23 protein-coding genes are annotated in these 16,804 nt (G+C 66.7%); 8 read left to right on the forward strand and 15 right to left on the reverse strand.

Annotated elements, in window-relative coordinates; genetic code table 11:
- The first annotated feature begins 18 nt into the window (after positions 1 to 18).
- Positions 19 to 459, forward strand: coding sequence for a nitroreductase family deazaflavin-dependent oxidoreductase (locus E3O48_RS12665; RefSeq protein ID WP_134539270.1), 441 nt, complete (start codon positions 19 to 21; stop codon positions 457 to 459).
- 149 nt (positions 460 to 608) lie between these two features.
- Here the strand turns inward: E3O48_RS12665 and E3O48_RS12670 are convergent, their stop codons facing one another.
- From E3O48_RS12670 to rpsP, 11 genes are all read right to left on the reverse strand, one after another.
- On the reverse strand, positions 609 to 2,087 hold the full coding sequence (locus tag E3O48_RS12670) for a glyceraldehyde-3-phosphate dehydrogenase (RefSeq protein WP_174774798.1): 1,479 nt from the start codon (positions 2,085 to 2,087) through the stop codon (positions 609 to 611).
- A 122-nt stretch (positions 2,088 to 2,209) separates the two neighbouring features.
- Positions 2,210 to 2,533, reverse strand: coding sequence for a DUF2469 family protein (locus E3O48_RS12675; protein WP_130176401.1), 324 nt, complete (start codon positions 2,531 to 2,533; stop codon positions 2,210 to 2,212).
- 12 nt (positions 2,534 to 2,545) lie between these two features.
- Complete coding sequence (locus tag E3O48_RS12680) at positions 2,546 to 3,190, reverse strand: ribonuclease HII (RefSeq protein ID WP_134506978.1); 645 nt, start codon at positions 3,188 to 3,190, stop codon at positions 2,546 to 2,548.
- The gene (lepB, locus tag E3O48_RS12685) at positions 3,191 to 3,937 is read right to left on the reverse strand and encodes a signal peptidase I (protein ID WP_134539272.1); all 747 of its coding nucleotides are present in this window, start codon (positions 3,935 to 3,937) and stop codon (positions 3,191 to 3,193) included. It abuts the gene before it with no gap.
- A 77-nt stretch (positions 3,938 to 4,014) separates the two neighbouring features.
- Positions 4,015 to 4,359: a 50S ribosomal protein L19 gene (gene rplS / locus E3O48_RS12690; protein ID WP_134368536.1), complete on the reverse strand. Its 345-nt coding sequence runs from the start codon at positions 4,357 to 4,359 to the stop codon at positions 4,015 to 4,017.
- A 195-nt stretch (positions 4,360 to 4,554) separates the two neighbouring features.
- Complete coding sequence (locus E3O48_RS12695; protein WP_134539274.1) at positions 4,555 to 5,094, reverse strand: MFS transporter; 540 nt, start codon at positions 5,092 to 5,094, stop codon at positions 4,555 to 4,557.
- A 28-nt stretch (positions 5,095 to 5,122) separates the two neighbouring features.
- Positions 5,123 to 5,860, reverse strand: a complete 738-nt coding sequence (gene trmD / locus E3O48_RS12700) for a tRNA (guanosine(37)-N1)-methyltransferase TrmD (protein ID WP_134506972.1) — start codon at positions 5,858 to 5,860, stop codon at positions 5,123 to 5,125.
- A gap of 9 nt (positions 5,861 to 5,869) precedes the next feature.
- Positions 5,870 to 6,709: a formate/nitrite transporter family protein gene (locus E3O48_RS12705; protein ID WP_134506970.1), complete on the reverse strand. Its 840-nt coding sequence runs from the start codon at positions 6,707 to 6,709 to the stop codon at positions 5,870 to 5,872.
- Between the two features lie 93 nt (positions 6,710 to 6,802).
- The gene (gene rimM / locus E3O48_RS12710; protein ID WP_174774799.1) at positions 6,803 to 7,468 is read right to left on the reverse strand and encodes a ribosome maturation factor RimM; all 666 of its coding nucleotides are present in this window, start codon (positions 7,466 to 7,468) and stop codon (positions 6,803 to 6,805) included.
- A gap of 25 nt (positions 7,469 to 7,493) precedes the next feature.
- Entirely contained in the window at positions 7,494 to 7,730 is a 237-nt protein-coding gene (locus tag E3O48_RS12715) for an RNA-binding protein (RefSeq protein ID WP_134506969.1), read from the reverse strand.
- Between the two features lie 2 nt (positions 7,731 to 7,732).
- Positions 7,733 to 8,158, reverse strand: coding sequence for a 30S ribosomal protein S16 (rpsP, locus tag E3O48_RS12720; RefSeq protein ID WP_134506967.1), 426 nt, complete (start codon positions 8,156 to 8,158; stop codon positions 7,733 to 7,735).
- A gap of 272 nt (positions 8,159 to 8,430) precedes the next feature.
- On the opposite strand from rpsP, the gene E3O48_RS12725 reads away from it, so the two are divergent.
- The 6 genes from E3O48_RS12725 (at position 8,431) to E3O48_RS12750 (ending at position 12,458) form a co-directional block, all read left to right on the forward strand.
- Entirely contained in the window at positions 8,431 to 8,682 is a 252-nt protein-coding gene (locus E3O48_RS12725; protein WP_134539276.1) for a type II toxin-antitoxin system Phd/YefM family antitoxin, read from the forward strand.
- A complete protein-coding gene (locus E3O48_RS12730; RefSeq protein WP_134539278.1) occupies positions 8,679 to 8,939 on the forward strand; it encodes a Txe/YoeB family addiction module toxin in 261 nt (86 codons plus the stop codon). The genes E3O48_RS12725 and E3O48_RS12730 overlap by 4 nt, the downstream gene beginning before the upstream one ends.
- Positions 8,940 to 9,053: 114 nt before the next feature.
- Positions 9,054 to 9,470 carry a WD40 repeat domain-containing protein gene (locus E3O48_RS12735; protein ID WP_134539280.1) on the forward strand — a complete coding sequence of 139 codons (417 nt, stop codon included), beginning with the start codon at positions 9,054 to 9,056 and terminating at the stop codon, positions 9,468 to 9,470.
- A gap of 193 nt (positions 9,471 to 9,663) precedes the next feature.
- The gene (locus E3O48_RS12740) at positions 9,664 to 10,803 is read left to right on the forward strand and encodes a glutamate--cysteine ligase (protein ID WP_134539282.1); all 1,140 of its coding nucleotides are present in this window, start codon (positions 9,664 to 9,666) and stop codon (positions 10,801 to 10,803) included.
- Positions 10,804 to 10,906: 103 nt separating this feature from the next.
- Complete coding sequence (locus E3O48_RS12745) at positions 10,907 to 11,524, forward strand: DUF222 domain-containing protein (RefSeq protein WP_166788702.1); 618 nt, start codon at positions 10,907 to 10,909, stop codon at positions 11,522 to 11,524.
- A 352-nt stretch (positions 11,525 to 11,876) separates the two neighbouring features.
- Positions 11,877 to 12,458, forward strand: coding sequence for an NUDIX domain-containing protein (locus E3O48_RS12750; RefSeq protein ID WP_134539285.1), 582 nt, complete (start codon positions 11,877 to 11,879; stop codon positions 12,456 to 12,458).
- On the opposite strand, the gene E3O48_RS12755 is transcribed toward E3O48_RS12750, so the two are convergent.
- A complete protein-coding gene (locus E3O48_RS12755; protein WP_134539287.1) occupies positions 12,455 to 13,246 on the reverse strand; it encodes an LLM class F420-dependent oxidoreductase in 792 nt (263 codons plus the stop codon). The two genes, E3O48_RS12750 and E3O48_RS12755, sit on opposite strands and share 4 nt — an antisense overlap.
- A 50-nt stretch (positions 13,247 to 13,296) precedes the next feature.
- On the reverse strand, positions 13,297 to 14,877 hold the full coding sequence (gene ffh / locus E3O48_RS12760; RefSeq protein ID WP_134539289.1) for a signal recognition particle protein: 1,581 nt from the start codon (positions 14,875 to 14,877) through the stop codon (positions 13,297 to 13,299).
- A 78-nt stretch (positions 14,878 to 14,955) separates the two neighbouring features.
- Here ffh and E3O48_RS12765 point away from each other — a divergent pair, with 78 nt between their 5' ends.
- Entirely contained in the window at positions 14,956 to 15,267 is a 312-nt protein-coding gene (locus E3O48_RS12765; RefSeq protein ID WP_134508041.1) for a putative quinol monooxygenase, read from the forward strand.
- 42 nt (positions 15,268 to 15,309) lie between these two features.
- Here the strand turns inward: E3O48_RS12765 and E3O48_RS12770 are convergent, their stop codons facing one another.
- Entirely contained in the window at positions 15,310 to 15,813 is a 504-nt protein-coding gene (locus tag E3O48_RS12770; RefSeq protein ID WP_134508043.1) for a DUF2004 domain-containing protein, read from the reverse strand.
- Between the two features lie 7 nt (positions 15,814 to 15,820).
- The gene (gene ftsY, locus E3O48_RS12775; protein WP_134508045.1) at positions 15,821 to 16,696 is read right to left on the reverse strand and encodes a signal recognition particle-docking protein FtsY; all 876 of its coding nucleotides are present in this window, start codon (positions 16,694 to 16,696) and stop codon (positions 15,821 to 15,823) included.
- Between the last annotated feature and the right edge of the window lie 108 nt (positions 16,697 to 16,804).

Raw genomic sequence — 16,804 nt, forward strand, 5'->3', positions numbered from 1 at the left:
CTCTCCTAGTCTGGATCCATGGGATTGCGCAACGATCTGGTCGACCTGCAGATGAAGACGATGAACGTGCTGCACCGGGCCGTGTTCACGCTCTCCGGCGGGCGCGTCCTCGCCAACTTCGGCTCGATGCCCGCGGTCAAGCTGCACACGATCGGCCGGTCGAGCGGCAAACGGCGGGCGACGATGCTGACCGCGCCCGTGCACGACCGGCATCGTTACGTGCTGATCGCGTCGAAGGGCGGCGACGACCGCAACCCGCAGTGGTACCTCAACCTGGTCGCGAATCCCGAGGTCGAGCTCACCGTGTACGGAACCACCATGCCGATGCACGCCCGCACGGCGAGCCCGGAGGAGAAGGCCGAGCTGTGGCCCCAGATCGTTGCCGCCTACAGGGGCTACGACGGCTACCAGCAGAAGACGAGCCGGGACATCCCGGTGGTCATCTGCGAACCCCGTTAGCTCGCGCCCCTCACCGTGCCCACGTGCCCCCGTGGCCTTCAAATTCGACGGAGATTTTGAGCTGTGGCGCCCGATAGGCGGGGCTTTGGGCCCATTTGCCGAAAATGTCCGTCGAATTCGACGGAGGACGGATGCGTTACGTCCGCGGGTCAGCGCGCCAGTTCGGGCTCGGCCACGCTCACCTTCGGGAAGACCGGCGGATGCGCCCCGGCCATCTCCTCGAGCACCCGGATGACCTGGCAGCTGTAGCCGTATTCGTTGTCATACCAGACGTAGAGCACGGCCTTGCGGCCGGTGGTGATGGTGGCCAGCCCGTCGACGATCCCGGCCCGGCGTGAGCCGAGGAAATCGCTGGACACGACCTCGGGCGAGTCGATGTAGTCGATCTGCTTGTGCAGCTCGGAGTTCAGGCTCATCGACCGGAGGTAGGCGTTGAGCTCGTCCTTGCCGGTCTCCCGTTCGAGATTCAGGTTGAGGATCGCCATCGACACATCAGGCGTCGGAACGCGGATGGCGTTGCCGGTCAGTTTCCCGGCCAGCTCTGGCAGGGCCTTCGCCACCGCCTTCGCCGCGCCCGTCTCGGTGAGCACCATGTTGAGGGCGGCCGAGCGGCCCCGGCGGTCACCGGAGTGGAAGTTGTCGATCAGGTTCTGGTCGTTCGTGAACGAATGGACCGTCTCGACGTGCCCGTCGACGATGCCGAAACGGTCGTTGACGGCCTTGAGCACGGGGGTGATCGCGTTGGTGGTGCACGAGGCCGCCGTCACGATGGTGTCGTCGGCGGTGATCGAGCTGTGGTTGATGCCGTGCACGATGTTCTTCAGATCGCCCTTGCCGGGCGCGGTGAGCAGCACCCGGGCGACCCCGGGGCAGGCGAGGTGCTGGGAGAGCCCCTCGGCGTCGCGCCAGCGGCCGGTGTTGTCGACCACGACCGCGTCGTGGATGCCGTACCGGGTGTAGTCGACGCCGGCCGGGTCGGAGGAGTAGATGACCTGGATCAGCGTGCCGTTGGCCAGGATCGTGTCGTTCTCCTCGTCGACGGTGATGGTGCCCTCGAACGGCCCGTGCACGGAGTCCCGTCGCAACAGGCTGGCCCGCTTGACGATGTCGTTGGCGGACCCGCGGCGCACGACGATGGCGCGCAGTCGCAGGCCCTGGCCGCCGCCGGCGTGCTCGATCAGGATGCGGGCGAGGAGACGTCCGATCCGGCCGAACCCGTAGAGCACGACATCGGTGCTCGTGCGCGGGTCGGCGCCCTGCAGACCGATGACGTCGGCCAGTTCCTCGCTCAGGAAGTCGTCGAGGCTCCGGCCGGCTTCGTCACCGCGGTAGGCCAGGTTCAGCCGGGCCAGGTCGATCGACGCGGCGCCGAGCCGCAGCCGGGCGAGCGCCTGCAGCATCGGCAGGGTCTCCTCGAGGGGAAGTTCGACGTCGTCGATCTGCCGGGCGAAGCGGTGCGCCTTGAGCAGCCCCACCACCGACTGGTTGATCAGGCTGCGCCCGTGCACGCTGGTGACGACGTTGTTGTCCCGGTACAGCCGGCCGATCAGCGGGATCATCGCCTCCGCCAGTGCTTCCCGGTTGATCCACGTGTCTCGGCAGCGATCAGCATCCTGAAGCAAGGACATACCTTTCTCTCCCGGCCGCATCGTTGCGCCGGGTTGTGCAGGCTGGCAGCCTGGGCCGGGCAGACCGGCGGTGGTCGGCCCGGAATCGGGGGGCGCGGCCGCCGGGGCGGCCGCGGGTCGAGCTACTCGTCGAGCGCGAGTTCCTTGGGCAACTCGAACTCCTTGGAGGCGAGTTCCTCCACGTTGACGTCCTTGAACGTCAGCACGCGAACCGACTTCACGAACCGGTCGGAGCGGTAGACGTCCCAGACCCAGACGTCCTTCATGGTCAGTTCGAAGTAGAAGTCGTGCTCAGTGTCCCGGCGCACCAACTCCACTTCGTTGGCGAGGTAGAAGCGTCGCTCGGTCTCTACGACGTACTGGAATTGCCCGACAACGTCTCGGTACTCGCGGTACAGGGCCAACTCGACCTCGCGGTCGTAGTCCTCGAATTCTTCTTCTTCCATGGTGTTTCAATCCTACGCTGTGATCTTGAGCCACGATTTGCGGTGCAGCCCGGTGGGGCCGAGCAGGGCGATCGCGTCCAGATGGGCCGCACTCCCGTAGCCTTTGTTCCCCGCCCAGCCGTAGCCGGGGTGCCGGGCATCCGCTTCGATCATGAGCCGGTCGCGGTGCACCTTGGCGATCACGGATGCCGCGGCCACCGAACCGCAGTCCTGGTCGGCCCGCACCCGGGTGACCACGTTCAGCGGAGTGTGCAGGGCCTTGTTCAGCCAGTCGTCGTTGCCGTCGAGCAGCACCACGCTCCCGGCGATGTCGACCCCGGCGGCGTGCAACTGGGCCAGAGCACGTTTGCCGGCGAGCCCGAGGCAGGCGATGATGCCCAGCTCGTCGACCTCGGCGGCCGAGGCGAGCCCGACGGCCGAGTGCAGCGCCCAGGCGGCCGCGAGGGGCGCCAGGGCCTCTCGGCGGGGCTCGCTGAGCATCTTGGAATCACGCAGTCCGTCGGGGATGGCCGCAGCGGCGGGGCCGACAACGGCCACGCCGACGCCGACGGGCCCGGCCAGCGCACCGCGCCCGACCTCGTCGCAGCCGATCACGCAGGTCGCGCCGGCGGCGATCATCGCCTGCTCGACGTCGAGGGTCGGGTCGACGACGCCCACCTAGTCGGTCTCCGCGGAGACCCCGCGGAAGACCTCCGGGTAGTCGTCCAGCCAGGTCCAGCGGGCCAGCGGCCAGCTGATCACCAGGGCACGGCCGACGACGTTCTCGATCGGCACGAAGCCCTTGCCCGGCGTGTCGCCGTTGTACCGGGAGTCCTTCGAGTTGTAGCGGTTGTCGCCCATCACCCACAGTGATTTCGCGGGCACGTCCACGTCGAAGGCATCCTTGGAGACCTGCGTTTGGCCGGTCGGGAGGTTCACGTACGGTTCTGAGAGCGGGATGTCGTTGACGCTCATCTGGCCGAGCGCGTTGCAGCAGACGACGTGGTCTCCCGGCAGCCCGATGACCCGTTTGATCAGGTGGTCGTTGCTGTCCGGGGCGGAGAGGCCGACCACGGAGAGCACCCAGTCGACGCCGGCCACGATCGGGTTCTGCTGCACCGGAGCCTGCGGCAGGAGCCAGCCGCCCGGATCGCGGAAGACGACGACGTCGCCCCGGGTGATCGGAATGAGCCCGGGTTCGAGCTGGTTCACGATGATCCGGTCGTTGACCAGCAGCGTCGTCTCCATCGACCCGGAGGGGATGTAGAACGAGCGGATCAGGAACGTCTTGATCAGGAACGAGATGAGCAGGGCCACCACGAAAATGACCAGGAGGTCGCGAAGGAAGAGTGCAACGCCGCGCTTCTTGCGCTTCGTTTCTGATTCCAGGCGATCTGATCGCGTGGGCAGAGAATTGTCTGTCATTAAACCGCCTGAGCTCCTGACCCAGTGTAAGGGTGAGGAGCTCAGGGAGAAATCCAGCGGATGCTGGGAGTCGACTGTTAGTCGCGCTTCTCTTTGATCTTGGCCTTCTTGCCGCGCAGGTTGCGCAGGTAGTACAGCTTCGCGCGACGCACGTCACCGCGGGTGATGACCTCGATGTGGTCGATCACCGGGGAGTGCACCGGGAAGGTACGCTCGACGCCGACCTGGAAGCTGACCTTGCGAACGCAGAACGTCTCGCGCACGCCTTCGCCGGAGCGGCCGATGACGACTCCCTGGAAGACCTGGACACGAGAGCGGGCGCCCTCAACGATGTTGACGTGGACCTTGACGGTATCGCCGGCGCGGAAGGCCGGGATGTCCTTCCGGAGTGATGGTGCATCCACCTGGTCGAGAATATGCATAGTGTTTCGCTCTCTGTATCCGCCACAGGACGACTACGATTTGTGCCGCGCGACCCGCTGTCAGCGACCCGCGTCGGCAACCGACTGAGTATGTTCATGCCGATACGTTGCAGCTCCCCTGTGGCAGAGGCTTGCTACGGCACAAACGCTGATTATGTCATGAAAGCGGTCGGTGCCGCAAAAGAGACCGCCCCGTTACTGCTCGGCGGGCTTCTCGTGGATCACGATCACGGCGGGATCGGCGGTGCTGTCGAAGCGGGGCGGCTTGGGTGCACCCGGGGCGGAACCCTGGGGTGAACCCTGGACGCCGCCGGCCGGCACCGTGCCGAACCGCGCGGTCTCCTCGATCACGACGAGCATCTCGCGCATCCTCGCCCGGGCAGCGCTGTAGAACTCCCAGATGACGAACCAGAACGCGGCCAGACCGACGACCACCACGAGCACGGGAAGCCCGGAGGACGAGGCTGTGAAGCCGAGGGCGACGATCAGGGCGTGCCAGAGGGTGAGCACGCCGACATCCGCCCAGGACACCGCCCGGGCGGCGCGCACGTCCTTGCGGGCGTAGATCAGCAGGGCGACCATGAGCAGGCCGATGCCGAGGAGGACGCCGCCGAAGAAGCTGCCGAGCACCATCCAGCCGCTCACACCGAAGACCGACGCGCCGACCAGCAGCCAGGCGGGCAGCACGACGACGGCGATGAACTGCCAGTAGTAGAAGAGTCTGCGTACGAACACGACATCAGACTACTCGCGTGATTCTGACTTACTCCTCGGAGTTCGCTGGGGGCAGAAGGTCGGGCCGCACCTGCCTGGTGCGCGCGAGCTGCTGCTCGCGGCGCCAGGCGGCGATGGCCCCGTGGTTTCCGCTGAGCAGCACGGGCGGCACGTCGTGCCCGCGCCAGCTGGACGGCTTGGTGTAGCTCGGGTATTCCAGCAGACCGTCCTCGTGCGATTCCTCGACGAGGCTCTCCGGGTTGCCGACGACGCCGGGGATCAGCCGCCCGATGGCCTCGATCATGGCCATCACGGCGACCTCTCCCCCGTTGAGCACGTAGTCGCCGAGGCTGATCAGGCGCACCCGGCCGGTGGCGGCGTAGTGGTCGAAGACGCGCTGGTCGATGCCCTCGTAACGGCCGCAGCCGAAGACCAGGTTCGGTTCCTCCGCGAGGGACCTGGCCATTTTCTGGGTGAACAGTTCGCCGGCCGGGGACGGGAAGATCAGGACAGGTCCGGCATCCGTCCCGGCCTGATCCCCGGCTGCGCCGCCGGCCACCTCGCCGATGATCTCATCGAGCGCTTCACCCCACGGCTCCGGCTTCATCACCATGCCGGCGCCGCCGCCATAGGGAGTGTCGTCGACGGTGTTGTGCCGGTCGTGGGTGTGATCGCGCAGGTTGTGCACGCGCAGGTCGATCAGCCCCGACTGGCGTGCCTTGCCGACGAGCGAGACGTCGAGGACGGAGAAGAACTCCGGAAAGATGGTGAGGATGTCGATGCGCACCAGAGAAGTCTAGGAGCGGATCAGCACCGGCTCGTTCGCACCCTCGAGTGCGGCGGCCCGGTTCACCCGGGTGCGGTGGGAGAAGTAGATCGGCAGGGCGGTGAAGAGCACGGCGCCGAGGAGGTTGCCGATCAGGACCGGGCCCTGGTTCCAGACCCACCATTCGCCGAAGCTGATGTTCGCGCCGAGCATCATCCCGGCCGGGATGACGAACATGTTCACGATGGCGTGTTCGAGTCCGAGGCTGAAGAAGGTGGTCACCGGCAGCCACATGGCGAGGATCTTCCCGGCCGTGGACTTCGAGGTGTAGAACATGATCGTGCCGATCGCGACCATCCAGTTGCAGAGCATCGCCTTGATGATGGCGACCAGGATGCCGCCGGCACCGACCGCCTCGTAGGGCAGCACCTTGTGCTCGGCCATGTGGATGATCGCCTGGATCATCGGGTCGCTCGTCTCGGTGCCGAGGTAGGTGATCGAGGCGACGTACAGTGCCGCGTAGAGCACGGCGCCGAAGAGGTGCGCGCAGATGACGACGGCGAAGTTGGTGAGCCCCTTCTGGAGGGTTGTGCGGCCCTCCATGATGGCGAGCGGAATAAGGGCGAAGCTGCCGGTGACGAGCTCCAGGCCGAGCAGGAGGATCATCGCGAAGCCGACCGGGAACAGCACAGCGCCCACGATCGGGAGCCCCGTCTGGGCTGCGGCCGTCAGCGCGACGGTGGTCGCCGCGCCGAGAATGGCGCCGGCGAGGGTGCCGCGCACGAACATCTGCTTAATGGTCAGGTTCGATTTAAGGACACCGGAGTGGATGATGTCATCGATGAGTTGATCCGGTTTGACGTACGACATGCTGCGGTTCTCCTTGGAGGGTGTGCCGCGTCATGACGAGCTGGGAAGTCGGACGGGCGCGGCGCGCCACTCCCCGGGTGTTTCGGGTCGCGTCTATGCGCCTTCGCTGTCGGGGGTCTCCACCGGAGACGCCTGCGTCTCGGGTTCGGAGTCTGGTTCCGGCTCGGTGTCCGGATCCTCCGGCAGGTCGTCATCGGGTTCCTCCGGCAGCTCTTCGAGCAGCCCGGGTGGAGGGGTGATGGTGACGATGCCGGTCGTGATGTCCACCGAGGGCACGATCGCCTTCACGAAGGGGATCATCACCTCGCCGGCCGGCGTCTTCACGATGAGCAGGTCCTGGGCCGGGAGGTGCTCGAGCCGGGTGATGGTGCCGATCTTCTCGCCGTCGCGTACGACGGCGAGTCCGACGAGCTGGTGGTCGTACCAGGCGTCTTCCTCGTCGGGCTGTTCCTCGTCATCCTGGTCGATCCAGAGGATCGCCTTGGCGAGGGCCTCGGCCGCTTCGCGGTCGGGCACATCCTTGAAGAACCCGACGGCGTGCTGGTTGTACCAGCGCAGCTCGACGAGTTCGAGGGTCTTGCCGTGCCAGGGTGACCCCGTGGGGACCTGGAGGGTGAACACGGCGCCCGGGACGAAACGACGTCCCGGGTCATCCGTGAACAGTTCGAGCTTGATGGCGCCTTTGAGACCGTGCGCCTTCGTCAGACGCCCCACCCGGAGTTGACTTCGGGGCGGCGTGCTGTCGTTCACCAAGCTCATTACCAACTACTCGCTAACAGTTTCTTCAGAAATCGGTGTCGACGACGTCGACCCGCACGCGCCTGCCGTCGGCCAGCGCGGCCACGAGGGTGCGCAAGGCCTTGGCGGTACGACCGGAACGACCGATCACGCGGCCGAGGTCTTCAGGGTTCACGCGAACCTCGAGGACCTCGCCACGTGGGGAGTTCTGTGTCGAAACGTGCACGTCATCCGGGTGATCGACGATCCCCTTGACGAGGTGCTCAAGCGCGGGAGCGAGCAAGACTACGCCTTGTCCTCTTCGGGAGCAGCGGCGTCAGCCACGGCCTCCTTGGGGGCCTCTTCCTTCGCCACGGGCTTGTCGGCCTTCGGCTTGAGAACGGGCTTCTTCTTCTCGTCGGCGACGAAAGCAACCTTGGCTTCCTTGACCCTCACGGTGCTGACGGCGTTCTTGTCACCCTTGAAGATGCCCCAGTCGCCGGTCAGCTTGAGGAGAGCGGCAACCTGCTCGGTCGGCTGTGCGCCGACGCCGAGCCAGTACTGCGCGCGCTCGGACTTGACCTCGATGACGGAGGGCTCCTGCGTGGGGTGGTAGATGCCGATCTCTTCGATGACACGGCCGTCGCGCTTGGTGCGCGAGTCGGCGACAACGATGCGGTAGTACGGTGCACGGATCTTACCCATGCGCTTCAAACGAATTTTGACAGCCACAATTCTCCTGTGTATTTGATTTTTGGCGAACTGACGGCCGTGAGCGTGGGGGCACACTCGGCACAAGCTCAATAAGGTGGTTTTTTCCTGCGTCTGAGTAGAGGGTCGAACGCAAGAGAACTCGACTAATCATTCTGCCAGACGATGCCCCGTTTCGGATAATCGACGGTCGCCCGCGTGAGCAGTGTCAGGCGGCGCACCGTGCAGGCGGCGAGTCACTCTTGCCCTCCTCGCTCCCCTCGCGTACAATAATCCGTACAGGGAGGCTTCCGATGAGAACCATGACCTACTCAGAATCACGCGCGCACTACGCCGAAACCCTGTCGGCGGTCGTCAATGACCGCGAGGAAGTCATCATCACCCGCGCCGGGCACGAGCCCGTCGTGATCGTCTCGCTCGATGAGTACGAGTCGCTCAAGGAAACCGCCTATCTGCTCCGCAATCCGGCCAATGCGCGGCGCCTTCTCAGATCAATCGAACGGCTCGAGTCCGGGCTCGGCACCGTGAATGACCTGACGGAGTGAAATTCGTCTGGGATGAAGATGCCTGGATGGACTACGAATGGTGGCAGGCCCCGGACCGCAAAGTCCTCAAGCGGATCAATACGCTTCTCCGTGATGTGGCACGAAACGGAAACGAGGGCATTGGAAAGCCCGAGCCGCTGAAGCACGGCTTCCACGGCTACTGGTCGCGTCGCATCACGGATGAGCACCGCCTCATCTACAAGGTTGACGGCGACGAGGTTCGCATCGCGGGGTGCCGGTACCACTACGGAAACTAGGGATCCGCCGGCCACCAGCAGGAGGCCATTGATGAACGCCGGGACGGCAATACTCGTGCCCTGTGGGTTGACGACCTTTCACCGGCTGTGCAGCCCGGCGCGGAGTTCGGTGCGGTGAAGTTCTCGCCGGACGGCTCGCGACTCTACGCCAGCGGGTTCGGCCCGACCATCGTGATCGACACGGCATCCGGCGATGAGCTGCCTCGGATCCCCGGAAACGGGATTCTGGCGGTCAGTCCGGATGGCCGTCGGATCGCGACCGCCGACGCGGGCGGCGCGATCATCACGTGGGACCTCGGCGACTGGTCGGCGGGTTTCCGCACCAGCATGTTCGCTCGGCAGACTGCGTCCGTGGAGCTCGATGAGCGCACCGTCGGGCTCGAACACTCCTACGGGATGACGCAGGTGATCGTCGCCGACCCGGCGGCGTGGACCGAGCGCGCGTGCCAGGTTGCCGGACGAGCACTGACCGAGGAGGAGTGGGGGAAGCTTTTGGGTGCTCGGCCGTACGCTCCGGCATGCCGTGGTTGACCGCGGCCGCAGCTTGCGCACGCTGACCACGAGTGCCCGCATTTCCGCGGACCTGCGGCGAAGATCGCTTCGGTAGTCGACGAGTCACGGGTCGGGTCGGAGAACTCACCCTGACACGCAGGGCGGCCCGATCGGTGTCAGGATTGTGGCGGACAACACCCACTCGGGTGAGGCGATCCTCGAAAGGCCACCCATGGGAATCGAATTCGCCCGCTCTGAGCGGTCGACCATCGGCATTGAGTGGGAACTCGCCCTGGTCGACCGCCAGACCGGCGACCTCGTGTGCATCGCCGACGAGGTGCTGGCGGGGCTCTGCGGGCCAGGCGGCTCGCCGCATCCGAAGATCACCGGCGAACTGCTGCTCAACACGGTCGAGCTGGTTTCGGGGGTCCATCACACGGTGGCCGGGGCGGTCGCGGATGTTGTCGGCCAGGTCGCCGAGGTGCGGGCGATCACCGATCCGCGGGGCGTCGATCTCATCTGCAGCGGGTCGCATCCGTTCGGCCAGTGGTTCGACCAGGAGGTCACGGACAAGGCCAGGTACCACCGCCTGATCGACCGCACCCAGTGGTGGGGGCGCAACATGATGATCTGGGGCATCCACGTGCACGTGGGCATCGAGGACCGCGCCAAGGTGATCCCCATCCTGAACGGGCTGCTCACCTATCTGCCGCACCTGCAGGCGCTGTCCGCGTCGAGTCCGTTCTGGGCGGGCGTGAACACCGGTTACGCCTCGAATCGCGCCCAGATGTTCCAGCAGCTCCCGACGGCGGGCCTGCCGTGGATCCTGGACGACTGGGCCGCGTGGGAACGCTACGTCGAGGACATGACCGTCACCGGGATCGTCGACGATGTCACCGAGGTGCGCTGGGACATCCGCCCGTCGCCACGCTGGGGCACGATCGAGATCCGCGCCTGCGACGGGGTGTCGACGGCCGAGGAACTCGGGGCGATCGCCGCGTTAATCCAATGCCTGGTCGAGTGGATGTCGACGCGGCTGGACGCGGGCGAGACCGTGCTGCAACTGCAGCCCTGGTTCGTGCGCGAAAACAAGTGGCGCGCCTCGCGGTACGGGCTCGACGCGGAGATCATCCTCGACGCCGCCGGGGCCGAATGCCCCGTCGTCGACGACGTGCGGCGCCTGATCGAAGTGCTCTCCCCCGTGGCTGAGCGCCTCGGCTGCCTGGCGGAACTGCTCCAGCTCAACCTGATCCTCGACGCCGGGGCCAGCTACCAACGCCAGTTGCGGGTGGCGGACGCCGCCGACGGGAGCCTGCCGGCGGTTGTTCGCGCACTCGCCGACGAGCTGCGCACGGGACTCATCGCGCGCTGAACGCGTTGCGGTTCCCCACCACAATATGGGTTTGATCAGGTTATCCACACCCTGGTGTGGGGGTCGGTTGGGTGCCTGTGGATGTCGGTGGCTGGGTGCGGGTATGGCCACCCTGGTGAGCACCACCCAGCAGCAGCTCGGACTGCTCTTTGACGCGGTCGCGGTCGCGGTCGCGGTCGCGGTCGCGGACCGGGTGATCGCGCAGTGTTTCGCGTTCCGGGCGGAGTTGATCGATCAGACCCGCCGGTTCAGCGAGGCGCACGCGGCGGAGATCCCGCGGGGACCGCAAGCGTTGTGGAGCCGGGAGGAGATCGCGCAGCGGGAGCTCTCCAGTGAGCTGGCCGCGACGCTGCGGATCCCGGAGCGCAGCGCGGAGACCCTGCTCGCGGAAAGTAAGGCCCTGGTCCAGGACCTCCCCGCAACCCGGGCGGCCCTGCATGACGGGGTGATCAGTTACCGGCACGCGCAGGCGATAGTCCAGCAGTCCTGGTCGATCCCCGAGGAGGGTGTGGCCGCGTTCGAACAGGCACTGCTGCCCTCGGCGGAGCACCTGACGGTGGCCAAGCTCAAGCACAAGGCCCGGCTGCTGCGGGAACGGTTGCACCCGGAGACGATCACGGCGCGGCATGCCGAGTCGATCGCGAAGCGCACCTCGTCCGTGGCGCGACGCTTCGCTCCGCATCCCGGGATGCAACCGGCCAGCAAGGGGTGCCGAACTTGATCACTCCCATGACCGGGCTCTCCTCGGTGAGACCGCGCACGACAACCTCGCCCACCTCTGCAGACCCAACCATGCGTTGAAGACCCAAACCCGGTGGACCGTGGCCCAGCAGCCCGGCGGCATCCTGACCTGGACCTCCCCCACCGGACGAGACTTCGTCACCGAACCGGCCACTGTACTCCCGGCCACCTCGCAATCCACCGGGCCACCCGTACCCAAAGCCGCCACATTGCCCGACGACCCACCGTTCTGAGGCCGGGGATCTCGACAAGCTCGATCAACGAGGCTCGATCACCGGGCGCTCGATCACCGGGGGTCGGGTCGACGCCACCGGCTCGTCTAGCCTTCGAAGATGCACTCGCTCCTTCAGCTCGCCGCAGCAACAGCCATTCAGACGTCCTTGACCGAGTGGCTGCCGGCCGATCCCTCCCAGACACTGCTTCGCACCGAGTACGCCTCGTTTGTGCGTGCCGGCGGCGGCGGCGCACTTGACCGGGACGGCGGTGCGGAGCACCTGACCGCGAGCTGCTTCGTTTTCACGCCGGACCTGCGTCAAGTGTTGCTCTGCTTTCACCGGAAGGGACAGTTCTGGGTTCAGCTGGGCGGGCATATCGAATCCGCAGACTTGTCCGTGGCCGCTGCCGCACTCCGCGAGGCCCGCGAGGAGGGCGGCATCGCCGAGCTGCGTTCCCTGGGCGACGCGCCGATCGACGTGCACCGGCACGCTCTGAGTTCCCGATTCGGGCACTGCACCACCCACTGGGACGTCGGCTTTGCGGCCATCGCCCCTGCGGAGGCGATTCCCGTGACCAGCTCGGAAAGCGAGGAGGTCGCCTGGTGGCCGACGGACGCCCTTCCAGACAACGTCCCGTCGGGCTTCGGTGACCGCCTGGCCGTTGTGCTCCGAGAGTTGGAGCACCGACGAAATGACTAGACCCGGTTCTTGTCGTCGCGCCAGGCGAGCCAGTCGGTCAGCCGGTCGAGCTTGTAGTGCGGGCCCGACAGCCCCAGGGTGAACAGGCGAGCGCCGAGGTCGTAGAGCTGGTCCGCCTCTTCCACGCTCCGGCCGCGGAGCTCGGTCGAGATCTCGATCTCGGCCGGGTCCCGGCCGACCGTGTCGCACCAGCCGGCCAGAACACCGAGCTTGTGCTCGAGCACCTCCGGGCTCGAGAACGAATGCCAGATGTCGGCGTGCTGGGCGACGATGCGGAGCGTCTTCTTCTCGCCGCCGCCTCCGATGAGCACAGGGATCTTCCGGGTGGGCGGCGGGTTGAGCCTGGCCCACCGCGCCTCGATCCGCGGCAGGTTCTCGGCCAGCGAGTCCAGCCGCGTGCCGACGGTGCCGAAGTCGTAGCCGTACTCGTCGTAGTCGCGTTCGAACCAGCCCGAGCCGGTGCCGAAGATGAACCGGCCCCCGCTGATGTGGTCGATGGTGCGGGCCATGTCGGCCTGCAGGTCGGGATTGCGGTAGCTGTTGCAGTTGACCAGGGCGCCGAGTTCAATGGTGGAGGTCTGCTCGGCCCAGGCCGCCAGGATCGTCCAGGATTCGAAATGCAGGCCGTTCCGGTCACCCGACAACGGGAAGAAGTGGTCCCAGTTGAAGGCGACGTCGGTGCCCATGGCCTCGACCTGGGCGACCGCGTCCCGGATCGTGGCGTACTCGGCGTGCTGCGGCGCCAATTGCGCGCCGACGCGCACCGGGCGGGAGGCTGCGGAAGTCATGCGCTCATCCTAAACCGGCGTTCGCACCTCTGAGCGGGCCGGCTCGGCCGCTACCGTCCGAGCATCTTCTGGAGTGCTGCCATCTCGTCTTCGGTCGGGCCGCCGGCCTTGCCCGCGACGGGCTTGCTGCCGCCCAGGCCGAAGCCTGTTCCACCGGCTGTGACGGCTCCGGCCGGCTTCTCGCCGGAGGCCAGCGCGGCGTTCTCCGCCGCCCGCTTGGCCGGGTTGCCCGACTTCGAGCCCTTCTTCTTGGGCTGCTGCTTGCCGCGGTTGCCGCCGAGTCCGGCGCCCGCCATCGGGCCCATGCCCGGGATGTTGGGCATGCCGCCCTTGGCGACCGTTTTCATCATCTTCGCTGCCTGCTCGAAGCGCTGCACGAGCTGGTTGACCTCGGTCACGGTGGAGCCGGCACCGCGGGCGATGCGCAGCCGCCGGGAGCCGTTGAGGAGTTTCGGGGTGGTGCGTTCGGCCTTGGTCATCGACTGGATGATGGCCTCGGTGCGCACGATCTCACGCTCGTCGAAGTTCTCGAGCTGTTGCTTCATGGCACCCGCGCCCGGCAGCATGCTCATCATCTTCTTGATCGAACCCATGTTGCGCAGCTGCTGCATCTGGCCGAGGAAGTCGTCGAGCGTGAACGTGTCGGTGGAGAACTTCTCCGCCATCTTGCGCGCTTCGTCCTCGTCGAAGGCCCCCTGGGCCTGTTCGATCAGGGTGAGGATGTCACCGAGGTCGAGGATGCGACTGGCCATGCGGTCGGGGTGGAACGGCTCGAAGTCGTCCAGGCCTTCGCCCGTCGACGCGAACATGATCGGACGGCCGGTGATCGACGCCACCGACAGTGCGGCGCCACCGCGCGCGTCGCCGTCGAGCTTGGTCAGTACCACACCGGTGAAGTCGACGCCGTCCTGGAACGCCCTGGCAGTCGCGACGGCGTCCTGGCCGATCATCGCGTCGATGACGAAGAGGACCTCATCGGGTCCGATGGCCGCGCGAATATCCGAGGCTTGCTTCATCATGTCGGCGTCGACGCCGAGACGGCCGGCAGTGTCCACGATGACCACGTCGTGCATCTTCTGCTGGGCGAACTTGACGCCGTCGCGGGCCACCTGCACCGGGTTGCCGACACCGTTGCCCGGTTCGGGGGCGAAGACGGCAACGCCGGCCTGCTGCCCGACGACCTGGAGCTGGGTGACCGCGTTGGGGCGCTGGAGGTCGGCTGCGACGAGCACGGGGGTGTGACCGTCCTTGGCGAGCCACTTCGCCAGCTTGCCCGCGAGGGTCGTCTTTCCCGCGCCCTGGAGGCCGGCGAGCATGATGATGGTCGGCGGCTTCTTGGCGAATTCGAGCCGGCGCTGCTGGCCGCCGAGGATCTCGACGAGCTCCTCGTTGACGATCCGGACCACCTGCTGCGCCGGGTTCAGCGCCTTGCTGACCTCGTCGCCGAGGGCGCGCTCGCGCACCTTGCCGGTGAAGTCCTTGACGACGTCGAGGGCGACGTCGGCGTCGAGGAGGGCGCGACGGATCTCGCGGACGGTGCCGTCGACATCCGCCGCACTGAGCTTGCCCTTGGTGCGGAGATTCTTGAACGTCTCGGCCAGGCGATCTGAGAGGTTTCCAAAAGTAGCCATTGTGCTTCTACTTTAACCGGTCCGGAGGTCTATCGTGAGCGGGTGCGCCGTTGGCGCATTCTCAGGTCTGGAGCCGTCTTGTCCGTAGTAGTCATCGCAACACTCACCCCGAAGCCCGGCCGCAACCAGGAGATCCTCGACGCGCTGGCCGTTGTCGCCCCCAAGGCGCACGCCGAACCGGGCTGCGAGCTCTACGCGGCGCACACCGACGGCGACCGGGTCTTCATGGTCGAGCGCTGGTCCACGGCCGAAGACCTGGCCGCCCACGCCGCCGGTGCGGCCATCGCCGAATTGAACGCGCTCACCGGCGACGCCGTCGCCGGTCCGGCCGAGGTGCATGTGCTCGCCAACATGCCCTTCGGCGATCCGGCCAAGGGCACAATCCAGTAGAACTCCCGGCCCAGTAGAAGTCCCGGCCGGCCCCGGCGCCCGTTACTGCTCGACGGCGATGACCACGGGGTCTCCGTGCACGTCGATCGTCACCACGAGCAGGGCGTCGGTCTCGTCGGGACTGATCGAGTACTCGAGCACCGCGAAGTGCTCCTCGCTGCGGAAATGGTGCGGGTGGAAGCCCACCCGCTGCAGCTGGATCGAGCGGAGGAAGTCGATCTGTTTGTCGCCGGAGTCCCAGATGAGGGCATCTTCGAGGGCCTCCGGGTCCATCTCCTCGAGTTCGGTCGTGATGTAGGCGCTCGTCACTGAGCGCTCCGCACTGAGGTCGGCCACGAGCGACTCGCGAGCCTGGGAATCCAGTTCCTCGAGCGCGTTGACCATGGCCGCTGCGATGTCGAGGGCCTCGATCGACACGGAGTCCTCGTCGGGCGAGCTCAGGTCGATCTGCACGTCCTGGTCGCCCAGTTCGGCCGTGTCCGACCAGTACACCTCGCCCGCGTCGTCGCTGCCGAGGATTCCGAAGAAATCGTGTTCGATGGTCATGTACGTCCTATCCGACGAGTTGTTGCGCGAAGACGTGCGGCGTGAAACCGGTGAGGTCGTTGATCCCCTCACCCTGGCCGACGAGTTTGATGGGGATGCCGGTCTTCTCCTGCACGGCGAGCACGAACCCGCCCTTCGCGGAGCCGTCCAGCTTCGTGAGCACGAGGCCGGTCACCCCGGCGTGTTCGATGAACGCCTCGGCCTGGGCGAGCCCGTTCTGGCCCGTGGTCGCGTCGAGCACGAGGAGGACCTCGGCGATCGGGGTCTGCTTCTCGATCACCCGGCGGATCTTGGTGAGCTCATCCATCAGGCCGCCCTTGGTCTGCAACCGGCCGGCGGTGTCGATGAGCACGATCTCGATGCCCTCGTTCATGGCCTTCTGCACGGTCTGGAAGGCGACGGATGCCGGATCCTGGCCGTGCGCCTGCGGCCGCACGATGTCGGCCCCGGCCCGTTCGGCCCAGGTGGCGAGTTGCTCGACGGCGGCGGCCCGGAAGGTGTCCGCCGCCCCGATCAGCACGCTGCGGTCGTAACCGCGGAGGAACTTCGCGAACTTGCCGATCGTCGTCGTCTTGCCGACGCCGTTGACGCCGACGACGAGCACGACCGCGGGTCGGGCGCTGAGGGTGAGGGTCGGGTTGTGCCGGGCGAGGCGTTCCTCGATGCCCTCGCGGAGCATCCGTTGCAGGTCCACCGGGTCCGTCGTGTGGTACTTCGCCACCTTCGCCCGAAGCTCGGCGACGATCGCGTCGGTCACGGCCGGCCCGAAGTCGGCCTGGATGAGCGCATCCTCGAGGTCGTCCCAGGTGTCGTCGTCGATCGTCTTCTTCGTGAACATGCCGCGCAGAGCGCCGGAGAGGGACCAGGAGGTGCGTTCTGCCATGCCTCTAGCCTATGGCTCGGGACCTTCGGACCTAGCCGAACGGGCGGGCCGGCACGACACTGCACTCATGTCGACGCACACCACGACGCCCGGCCGCACGGGCTCGAG

Origin of the sequence: Cryobacterium sp. HLT2-28 (genome assembly GCF_004402495.1) — a bacterium.
Classification (GTDB): Bacteria; Actinomycetota; Actinomycetes; order Actinomycetales; family Microbacteriaceae; genus Cryobacterium; species Cryobacterium mannosilyticum.

Excerpts from the sequence above, each read along its gene's own strand:
- E3O48_RS12665 (WP_134539270.1), top strand. The coding sequence starts at position 19 with ATGGGATTGCGCAACGATCTGGTCGACCTGCAGATGAAGACGATGAAC.
- E3O48_RS12670 (WP_174774798.1), bottom strand. The coding sequence starts at position 2,087 with ATGTCCTTGCTTCAGGATGCTGATCGCTGCCGAGACACGTGGATCAAC.
- E3O48_RS12675 (WP_130176401.1), bottom strand. The coding sequence starts at position 2,533 with ATGGAAGAAGAAGAATTCGAGGACTACGACCGCGAGGTCGAGTTGGCC.
- lepB (WP_134539272.1), bottom strand. The coding sequence starts at position 3,937 with ATGACAGACAATTCTCTGCCCACGCGATCAGATCGCCTGGAATCAGAA.
- rplS (WP_134368536.1), bottom strand. The coding sequence starts at position 4,359 with ATGCATATTCTCGACCAGGTGGATGCACCATCACTCCGGAAGGACATC.
- E3O48_RS12705 (WP_134506970.1), bottom strand. The coding sequence starts at position 6,709 with ATGTCGTACGTCAAACCGGATCAACTCATCGATGACATCATCCACTCC.
- rimM (WP_174774799.1), bottom strand. The coding sequence starts at position 7,468 with ATGAGCTTGGTGAACGACAGCACGCCGCCCCGAAGTCAACTCCGGGTG.
- E3O48_RS12725 (WP_134539276.1), top strand. The coding sequence starts at position 8,431 with ATGAGAACCATGACCTACTCAGAATCACGCGCGCACTACGCCGAAACC.
- E3O48_RS12740 (WP_134539282.1), top strand. The coding sequence starts at position 9,664 with ATGGGAATCGAATTCGCCCGCTCTGAGCGGTCGACCATCGGCATTGAG.
- E3O48_RS12745 (WP_166788702.1), top strand. The coding sequence starts at position 10,907 with ATGGCCACCCTGGTGAGCACCACCCAGCAGCAGCTCGGACTGCTCTTT.
- E3O48_RS12750 (WP_134539285.1), top strand. The coding sequence starts at position 11,877 with ATGCACTCGCTCCTTCAGCTCGCCGCAGCAACAGCCATTCAGACGTCC.
- E3O48_RS12755 (WP_134539287.1), bottom strand. The coding sequence starts at position 13,246 with ATGACTTCCGCAGCCTCCCGCCCGGTGCGCGTCGGCGCGCAATTGGCG.
- ffh (WP_134539289.1), bottom strand. The coding sequence starts at position 14,877 with ATGGCTACTTTTGGAAACCTCTCAGATCGCCTGGCCGAGACGTTCAAG.
- E3O48_RS12770 (WP_134508043.1), bottom strand. The coding sequence starts at position 15,813 with ATGACCATCGAACACGATTTCTTCGGAATCCTCGGCAGCGACGACGCG.
- ftsY (WP_134508045.1), bottom strand. The coding sequence starts at position 16,696 with ATGGCAGAACGCACCTCCTGGTCCCTCTCCGGCGCTCTGCGCGGCATG.